Source organism: Aquabacterium sp., from assembly GCF_049274795.1.
Lineage (GTDB): Bacteria > Pseudomonadota > Gammaproteobacteria > Burkholderiales > Burkholderiaceae_C > Aquabacterium.
On sequence record NZ_JBASTH010000115.1, the window covers coordinates 41887 to 49664 of the forward strand.

At 67.6% G+C, this 7778-nt stretch carries 9 protein-coding genes; 4 read left to right on the forward strand and 5 right to left on the reverse strand.

What is annotated here, in order from left to right:
• Nucleotides 1-10: 10 nt before the first annotated feature.
• Nucleotides 11-811, reverse strand: a complete 801-nt coding sequence (locus WAQ08_RS19295) for a CHAP domain-containing protein (RefSeq protein WP_422193907.1) — start codon at nucleotides 809-811, stop codon at nucleotides 11-13.
• A 173-nt stretch (nucleotides 812-984) separates the two neighbouring features.
• Here WAQ08_RS19295 and WAQ08_RS19300 point away from each other — a divergent pair, with 173 nt between their 5' ends.
• A complete protein-coding gene (locus WAQ08_RS19300) occupies nucleotides 985-1920 on the forward strand; it encodes a class I SAM-dependent methyltransferase (protein WP_422193908.1) in 936 nt (311 codons plus the stop codon).
• A gap of 18 nt (nucleotides 1921-1938) precedes the next feature.
• On the opposite strand, the gene WAQ08_RS19305 is transcribed toward WAQ08_RS19300, so the two are convergent.
• The 3 genes from WAQ08_RS19305 to WAQ08_RS19315 all read right to left on the reverse strand — a co-directional run bounded on the left by WAQ08_RS19305 (nucleotide 1939) and on the right by WAQ08_RS19315 (nucleotide 4865).
• Entirely contained in the window at nucleotides 1939-2574 is a 636-nt protein-coding gene (locus tag WAQ08_RS19305) for a glutathione S-transferase family protein (protein ID WP_422193909.1), read from the reverse strand.
• A gap of 9 nt (nucleotides 2575-2583) precedes the next feature.
• Nucleotides 2584-3456, reverse strand: a complete 873-nt coding sequence (gene yghU, locus WAQ08_RS19310) for a glutathione-dependent disulfide-bond oxidoreductase (protein WP_422193910.1) — start codon at nucleotides 3454-3456, stop codon at nucleotides 2584-2586.
• Between the two features lie 104 nt (nucleotides 3457-3560).
• Nucleotides 3561-4865 (reverse strand): DUF445 domain-containing protein, encoded by a 1305-nt coding sequence (locus WAQ08_RS19315; RefSeq protein WP_422193911.1) that lies wholly within the window; start codon nucleotides 4863-4865, stop codon nucleotides 3561-3563.
• Between the two features lie 123 nt (nucleotides 4866-4988).
• Here WAQ08_RS19315 and WAQ08_RS19320 point away from each other — a divergent pair, with 123 nt between their 5' ends.
• From WAQ08_RS19320 to WAQ08_RS19330, 3 genes are all read left to right on the forward strand, one after another.
• Nucleotides 4989-5414 (forward strand): FKBP-type peptidyl-prolyl cis-trans isomerase, encoded by a 426-nt coding sequence (locus WAQ08_RS19320; protein WP_422193912.1) that lies wholly within the window; start codon nucleotides 4989-4991, stop codon nucleotides 5412-5414.
• 159 nt (nucleotides 5415-5573) lie between these two features.
• Nucleotides 5574-6551 carry a PEP-CTERM sorting domain-containing protein gene (locus WAQ08_RS19325; protein ID WP_422193913.1) on the forward strand — a complete coding sequence of 326 codons (978 nt, stop codon included), beginning with the start codon at nucleotides 5574-5576 and terminating at the stop codon, nucleotides 6549-6551.
• Nucleotides 6552-6771: 220 nt separating this feature from the next.
• Nucleotides 6772-7278, forward strand: a complete 507-nt coding sequence (locus WAQ08_RS19330) for a hypothetical protein (RefSeq protein WP_422193914.1) — start codon at nucleotides 6772-6774, stop codon at nucleotides 7276-7278.
• 69 nt (nucleotides 7279-7347) lie between these two features.
• Here the strand turns inward: WAQ08_RS19330 and WAQ08_RS19335 are convergent.
• Nucleotides 7348-7778: metal-dependent hydrolase (locus tag WAQ08_RS19335; protein ID WP_422193915.1), on the reverse strand; the 431-nt coding region annotated here is incomplete at its 5' end.

Below are 7778 nucleotides of genomic sequence, written 5' to 3' on the forward strand. Positions count from 1 at the left end.
CTGTGAACCCTCACACCCCAGCGTAATCGATGAACCCCTTGTTGATGCTCGACAGCTTGCGCTGCAGCCGGTAGACACCGCCGCCCTCGCGCGTCTGCGAGGCGTCGGTGTTGCCTTCGATGGTGTGGATGTAGCCGCCGTCGATGCGCTCGACAAAGCCCGTGTGGCCCAGGCCCCCGCCGAAGTCCATGATGAACACCATGCCCGGCTTGACCAGGGCCGGATCGGCCACAGCCTGCGCAGCCGGGATGCGCCGCGCGCCCTGACGCTGCGCATTGTTCCAGTGGGCCATGCAGCCGGCGGTGCGGAACATGGGGTTGGCACGGCCCGCGGCCTTGGCCGCCTCGTCGAAACACCAGTAGGTGAAGGCGCAGCACCAGGCCAGGCCGGGTGTCACGCCGGATCGGCGCAGGTAGACATCGACCTCCGGCCCGCGGTTGCTGTTGCGGGGCTGCTCGCGCACACCCGCATCGGCCTGGCTGCCCGCCTTGGCCACCACCGCCGCCAGGAAGGCATCCTTCGGCGCATCGGCCTGCGGAACGCGCGCCGCGCCGAACAGCACTGCCCAGGTCAGCGCGCCCACCTCGCCGTCCGTCTTGAGCGGCTGGCCCTCGTCGTCCACATTGCGCGCCTGGAACAGCTGCACGGCCTGCTTCATGCGCGGCCCGAAGGTGGGGTTGTCGGCGTCGAGCACGATGGCCTCACCGCCCCCGCCCCGCAAGCCCAGCGCCTTGTTGAGTGCCGTCTTGAGCGCCTTCACGATGCGGGCCTCGGCCTCGCCCGCCTTGATGATGCGGCCCGGGTATTTCATGCGCCTCTCCCTTGTGCATGGCGTGCATGCCGACATCGCCAGCAACTGCACCCCGATGCTATCGACGCAGGCCCCGGCGCCCATCCCTGGCCTTAGGGATGCGGCCGGGTCGCCGACAATGCAGGCCTCGCGTCCCTGCACATCCCTTCACCGCCCCGCGCGCCTTCGCTCCCGTGTCCCTGCCCTTCCAAGCCCTGCTCGATGCCATCGCCCGCATCGACCACATCCCCACCGATGCGCAGCGCCTCTTCCATGGCCGCGGCGGCCTCTACCCCGGCTGCGAACAATGGACGCTGGACGCCTACCCGCCCGCCTGGCTGCTCACCAGCTTCCAGCCCGTGTCAGACGACGACCTGGCCACCGTGCAGGCCGCACTGCAGCAGCGCTGGGACGCCATCGCGCCTGGCCAGCCCCTGAACCTGGTCTTCCAGCACCGCGACGAGGTACGCGCCACCACCCGCCTGCTGGCCGGAGAGGTGCCCGATCCGCACGACGTGTCCGAGCAGGGCGCCCGCTTCAAGGTGCACCTGCTGCGCGGCATGAACCACGGCCTGTTCCTGGACATGGCCGAGGGCCGCCGCTGGGTGCGCGCGCACGTGGCGGCCCGCCCAGGCGCCAAGGTGCTCAACCTGTTCGCCTACACCTGCGCCTTCTCGGTCGTGGCCATGCAGGCCGGCGCGGGGCAAGTCATCAACGTGGACATGGCCGGCGGCGCCTTGTCCATCGGCAAGCAGAACCACCACCTCAACGGCATCACGCAGGGCGCCAGCTTCCTGCCGCACGACATCTTCAGCTCGTGGGGCAAGATCACCCGGGGCGGCCCCTACGAACTGGTCATCATGGACCCGCCCACCTACCAGAAGGGCAGCTTTGTGGCCGAGAAGGACTATGCCCGGCTGGTACGCCGCCTGCCCGACCTGCTGGCGCCGGGCGGCCATGCACTGCTGTGCCTCAACTCGACCAAGCTGGGGCCGGATGTCCTGAAGGACCTGGTCACGGCAGAGGCGCCCGGCATCGGCTTCGTGGAGCGCCTGGCCAACCCTGCGGCCTTCACCGACGTGTCCCCCGACCGCGCCTTGAAGGTGCTGGTGTTCAAGGCGCCCGACTGAGCGCCAGGCCCGTGTCTCTCAAAGAGACATCGACGGCCGCTGCCCCATGGCCTCGCGCCAGCGCAGCAGGTGCGGGTGCGCCTCGGTCACGCGCACCTTCACCACCCGCGCAAAATCCACCGCCACCACGGCGGTGATGTCGACGATGCTGAATCGGTCGGCCGCGATGAACTCGCGCTGCGCCAGCCGCTCGTTGAGCGTGTCGAAGAACTGCCCGATGCGCAGCAGCCCTCGCTCGGCCAGCGCCGGGATCTGCGGGTGGTCCACCGGCCCGGGCAGGGCGCGGTTGAGCATCGCCGGGCTGCTGTTGCGAAAGGCATCGGCGATGGCCAGTAGGCCTTCGAACTCCACGCGCCAGAACCAGCTGGCCACCTCGGCCTTCTCCAGCGGGGTCACGCCCATCATCGGCGGCTCGGGAAAGCGCGCCTCCAGGTAGGCCGCGATGGCGGCGTTGTCCGTCAGCACCGGGCCTTCTTCCGTGCGCAAGGCCGGCACCGTGCATGACGGGTTCACCAGACGAAACGCCTCGCCCATCTGCTCACCGCTGCGCAGGTCCACCTGCACGGTCTCGTGGGGCACGCCCTTTTCGGCCAGCAGGATGCGGGCGCGGCGGGGGCTGGGAGCGGTGGCGCAGTCGTAGAGGGTGATGGTCATGCGAGGGCGTCAGGCGGGGTTGAGCTTGTCTTGCGTCTTCGTGTCGAAATCGCTGGCGTCATGCCGCTCGTGCAGCTGGCTCGCGGGATCGCCGAAGGTGCGGTTGACCATGCGACCGCGCCGCGCACCAGGGCGCTGCGCGATCTCGTCCGCCCAGCGTACGACGTTGGTGTAGGTGTGCGCCTGCAGGAATTCCCCAGCCCCGTAGAGCTGGCCTTTGGACAGCGCGCCGTACCACGGCCAGATGGCCATGTCGGCGATGGTGTACTCGTCGCCACCGAGGAAGCGGTGCTCGGCCAGGTGGCGGTCCAGCACATCCATCTGGCGCTTGACTTCCATCGCGTAGCGGTCGATGGCGTACTCGATCTTGGTGGGCGCGTAGGCATAGAAGTGGCCGAAGCCGCCGCCCAGGAAGGGCGCGCTGCCCATCTGCCAGAACAGCCACGACAGGCACTCCGCCCGCTTGGCCGGCTCGGTGGGCAGGAAGGCGCCGAACTTCTCGGCCAGGTGGATCAGGATGGCGCCGGATTCGAACACGCGGATGGGCTCGGGGCCTCTGCGGTCCACCAGGGCCGGGATCTTGGAGTTGGGGTTCACCTCGACGAAGCCCGAGCCGAACTGCGCGCCCTCGTTGATGCGGATCAGCCAGGCGTCGTACTCGGCACCGGTGTGGCCAGCCTCCAGCAGCTCTTCCAGCATCACCGTGACCTTCTGGCCGTTGGGCGTGCCCAGCGAGTACAGCTGCAAGGGGTGCTTGCCGACGGGCAGATCCTTGTCGTGCGTCGGCCCGGCGATCGGGCGGTTGATGTTGGCGAACTGGCCACCGTTGCCCTGCTTCCAGGTCCAGACGGCGGGAGGCGTGTAGTTGTCGGATTCGGACATGTGTTGCTCCACAGGGCGCGCTCAAAACAAAGGTGCACGCACGCTTGCGCACGATTGGAGCAGATTCGCAAAAGCCCCATCCAATGCCCGGCCCTCGCGCTGCCTCAGTGCGACACCCACCAGGTGGCGCCATACAGCACCAGCCCGATCACCCCGCCCACCAGCGTACCGTTCAGGCGGATGAACTGCAGATCGCGGCCCACGCCCAGCTCGATCTGCTGCACCAGGCTGCGGTCGTCCCAGGCGCGCACCGTGGCCGAGATGTGGCCGGCCACGCCTTCGCGCAGGCGCTCGACCAGCGCGCCGCTGGCCGACAGCACGTGCTCGTTGATGGCATCGGCCAGACCAGGATCGCGCCCCAGCCGGCCAGCCAGCGCCGCCAGCGAGGCCCGCAGGTGGCCCAGCAGCGCCGAATCCTCCCGGCGGATGTCGGCCTCCAGGCTGTCGCGCACCGTGGTCCACACGCCTTCCAGGTAGTCGCGCACATCGTCGCGCTGCACCACGCGGTCCTTGAGCGCATTGACCTCCTGCGCGAAGAACGGATCGCCCTTGAGCCGCTCGATGAAATCCGCCATCCACGCATCGAAGCGCTGGCGCACGGCATGGTCGGGCTGCGACACGGCCTTGTGCACCTCGCTCACCAGTTCCAGCGCCAGGCGGTCCGACATGTTCGCGGCCATCTTGTCGATGCTGCCGAACGTGTCGACCACGGTGGTGATCTTGGGCCACTCCTTGCGCGCATAGCCCACCAGGCGGCCGGCCACCAGTTCACGCATCTCGTCGGTGGCCAGGTAGTCGCCCACCTTCTGCAGGGCCGCGTCCAGCACCTGCTGGTGGCGCCCGCCGCGCGTCAGCACGTCCAGCACGCTGCCGGCCGTGGCGGCTGCATCCCAGCGCAGGGCCCGGGCCACCAGGAACTCGCCGATGGCGCGGCGCACCGCCTGCTCGTTCAGCAGTGACAGCGCCTCCAGCGCCATCGACCGTACCGAGCCGGCCACCGTCTCCAGGTTCTCGGGCTGGCGCAGCCACTGGCCCAGACGCTCGGCCGGGTTGAACACCTTGAGCTTGGCCAGCAGCACCTCGGGCGCCAGGAAGCTGTCACGCACGAACACCGCCAGGCTGTCGGCGATGCGTTCCTTGCCCCGGGGGATCAGCGCCGTGTGCGGGATCGGCAAGCCCATCGGCCGGCGGAACAGCGCCACCACGGCGAACCAGTCGGCCAGGCCGCCCACCACGGCCGCCTCGCAGAAGGCCTTGAACCAGGCCCAGCCGCCGTGCGCGCCGGGTTGCCCCATGGCCGCCACGCTGGTGAACAGGCCCACCACCGCCAGCAGCAGGCAGGCCAGCGAGACGCGCTTCATGCGCGCCAGCTCACGCAGACGAGGGTCGTCGATCAAGGCAGCGGGCATGTCCTGCAGCAAAGTGGTCCTGCCAGCTTACCCGGATCGAACAAGCTGTGACTTGCCGGACACGGGAAACGTGGCAAGCTGCCACCCGGCATCCCCCCTCAACATCCCAGAAAAGTCATCACCATGCTGAGCACCCGCCCCCTGCTGGCCACCCTCGCCCTGACAACCCTGTGCGGCCTGAGCCTGCCCGCCCTGGCCAGCACCGCGGCCGCCACCCAGACCCTACCCTCCGGCGTGGTCGTCACCCACCTCACGGCCGGCTCCGGCGCGCAGCCCACCGCCGCCAGCGTGGTCAAGGTGCACTACGAAGGCAAGCTCAAGGACGGCACCGTGTTCGACAGCTCGTACAAGCGTGGCTCGCCGGCCGTGTTCCCCCTGAACCGCGTGATCCCCTGCTGGACAGAAGGCGTGCAGACGCTGAAGGTGGGTGGCAAGGCCACCCTGCAATGCCCGGCCAAAACAGCCTACGGGACTTCCGGCGCCGGCGGCGTGATCCCGCCCAATGCCGACCTGACCTTCACCGTCGAGCTGATCAGCATCGAGCGCTGAGCACGGCACGCACAGGTCTAACCCGTAGCCGCTGATCCCCCGAAGCGGGGGATCAGCCCCTGCCCATGTGGCACGGGCGCCAAATCGCACCCCAACGTCTGTTGACCCTGGCCTGCTGCGCCGCAGAAACTTCTCGTCACCAATCCAAGGGAGTTTCGAATGGCCTTCAACGCCACATCATCGGCCGTCGCCGCGGCCTGCCTGCTCGCCACGCTGAGCCTCACCAATGCGCACGCGGCCATCAGCGCGCAAGTCAGCTTCAGCGACCTGCGCCTCACCCTCATCGATGACAACAACGGCGGCAGCATCCTCCCATTGCCCGCCTTCAACCCGACGGACACGTCGGTGAGCAGCGTCACCGACGTGGGCTATCAAAGCGATGGCCAGCTCGGCAACCTGCCCGGCCTGCCGCTGCCATCGATTTCTGCTGCGACCTCGCTGGGCTCGGCCACCCTGGGCGGAACAGGCGGCTCGGCGTCGGCCACGCTGGGCAGCAGCAATGACCTGACCGGCCAGTCCAGTTCGTCATATGGGATGTCCGTCTCAGGCACGTCCAATTCGATGGCCACCATCGGTTACGACTATGCCTATGGCACACAAGGCCTGGGTTTCCCGTTCCAGATCACCCTGGGTGCCGGCACGACGATCGTGCTCGAAGGCTCGTATGCCACCTCGCTGAACCTGTCGCAGCAACAGGTGGCCGATCTCCGGGACACCATGTTGGCCCAGAAGGACCCCACCCGCGACCTGAGCTACTACTCGTATTCGGCAACGGCGAGGGCCGGGGTAGGGGCCTATTTCTATGTGGACTCCCTGGCAGACCCTTCGATGAAGTCGTTCGGCATGGGGAACGAGCTCCGTGTCGACAACGACCTGTGCACCGACTGCAGCTTGATCGACCTGACCTCGCAGGCCAGCGACACGTTCAGTTTCTCGTACACCAACACGACCGGTGGCGACCTGGATGTCAACCTGCTGTTCCTGGCTGGTGCGCTGGTCGACCAGACCTTCAGCATGCAATACGCCTATGTCAGCCCGCCTGTGGTCCCTGGCGTGCCCGAACCCTCCACCTACGCCCTGATGGGGCTGGGCCTGGTCGGGCTGGGGTGGGCACACTGCGGGCACGCGCGGCGCTGAGACGCCCTCCCGGGCTCATTCAGCACTCAGTGCAGCCTTCCAGAATATAGGCGAAGTTGGCACATCCCGGGGCGCGTTGCAAAGATACGCCGAAGAAGGGGAAGGGCATGCAATTTGCCCAACACGAATGGCCTGGTTTCTGCATGATGTGTTCAGTGCCCTGTGCTGTACACACCGCAGAGGCCACCTTCCTGAAACCCCTTTCACTGGAGGATGGCGCATGAACTGGCTCGACAATGTTTCGTCGGACTGCGATCAACCGATCGCGGCGGCCTGCCTGATGGAAGGTCACTGGCGATACCAGCCTCACCCCTTTGCCGACCCCGTGATGTGCCGCCTGGTGATCGACCTGGCCGCCCCCCGCGTGGTGGCGGCCCAGGTGATCGAGACCGGCCTGGAACAGGACCTGGGCAGCAGCGCCCTGGAAGACCTGACCCAGGCCCTGCTGGAGCAGGACGTGCACTACCGGCCCGGCGCCTGGGGTTTCTGCCCCTGCGTCGTGCTGCCCACCTGGGCCCGCCCCAGCTTCAGCGAGCAGCAGATCGAAGAGCTCGAACGCATCCAGGGCTACCTGGTCGACGCCACCGAAGACACCATCCAGGACGTGCTGCGTCTGCGCGAGGAGTTTCTGCGCGGCATCGGCGTGACGGACCGGCACATCATGCGTGCCACCGGCGCCCCGGATCCCGGCACAGCCGCCCGAAAGGGCAACCGCATGGTGAACTGACCAGGCAAGCCGCCCCGCAGCCTTCACAGGCCCGGGGCGGGTTGTTTTTGACTCGGTTGGTTGGCTAGCTCAAACGGCGTGCAACGCCTGCAGCGCTTCGCCCGCCTGGATCGGATCGCCCGTGCGGTTGTAGGTGTCCACCCAGACCTGGTAGCTCTTGATCACGCCCGTGTCCCAGGGGTGGAAGCCGGGTTTGAAATAGCGCAGGTACTTGCCCGTGAGGCGCGAGTACAGCCCGTTCCAGCCGAACAGCCACCACAGGCCCTTGGCGCCCATCTTCCAGCGCTGGGCACGGCTGAAACCATCGATCTTGAGCATGTAGCTGGTGTTCAGCATCACGTTGAGGTTGAAGCCCAGCGTCACGAACACCAGCGCCAGGGTACGGCGCAGGTAACCCACCTTGGCCACCTTCTGCAGCACATCGAAGGCCACGGCCTTGTGCTCCATCTCTTCCATGGCGTGCCAGGCGTACATGGCGCGCATGCGGTGATCGGCCTGGG

Bases quoted from the DNA above. Each gene is read 5' to 3' on its own strand.
- WAQ08_RS19295 (WP_422193907.1), bottom strand. From the start codon at position 811: ATGAAATACCCGGGCCGCATCATCAAGGCGGGCGAGGCCGAGGCCCGC.
- WAQ08_RS19305 (WP_422193909.1), bottom strand. From the start codon at position 2,574: ATGACCATCACCCTCTACGACTGCGCCACCGCTCCCAGCCCCCGCCGC.
- yghU (WP_422193910.1), bottom strand. From the start codon at position 3,456: ATGTCCGAATCCGACAACTACACGCCTCCCGCCGTCTGGACCTGGAAG.
- WAQ08_RS19315 (WP_422193911.1), bottom strand. From the start codon at position 4,865: ATGCCCGCTGCCTTGATCGACGACCCTCGTCTGCGTGAGCTGGCGCGC.
- WAQ08_RS19320 (WP_422193912.1), top strand. From the start codon at position 4,989: ATGCTGAGCACCCGCCCCCTGCTGGCCACCCTCGCCCTGACAACCCTG.
- WAQ08_RS19325 (WP_422193913.1), top strand. From the start codon at position 5,574: ATGGCCTTCAACGCCACATCATCGGCCGTCGCCGCGGCCTGCCTGCTC.
- WAQ08_RS19330 (WP_422193914.1), top strand. From the start codon at position 6,772: ATGAACTGGCTCGACAATGTTTCGTCGGACTGCGATCAACCGATCGCG.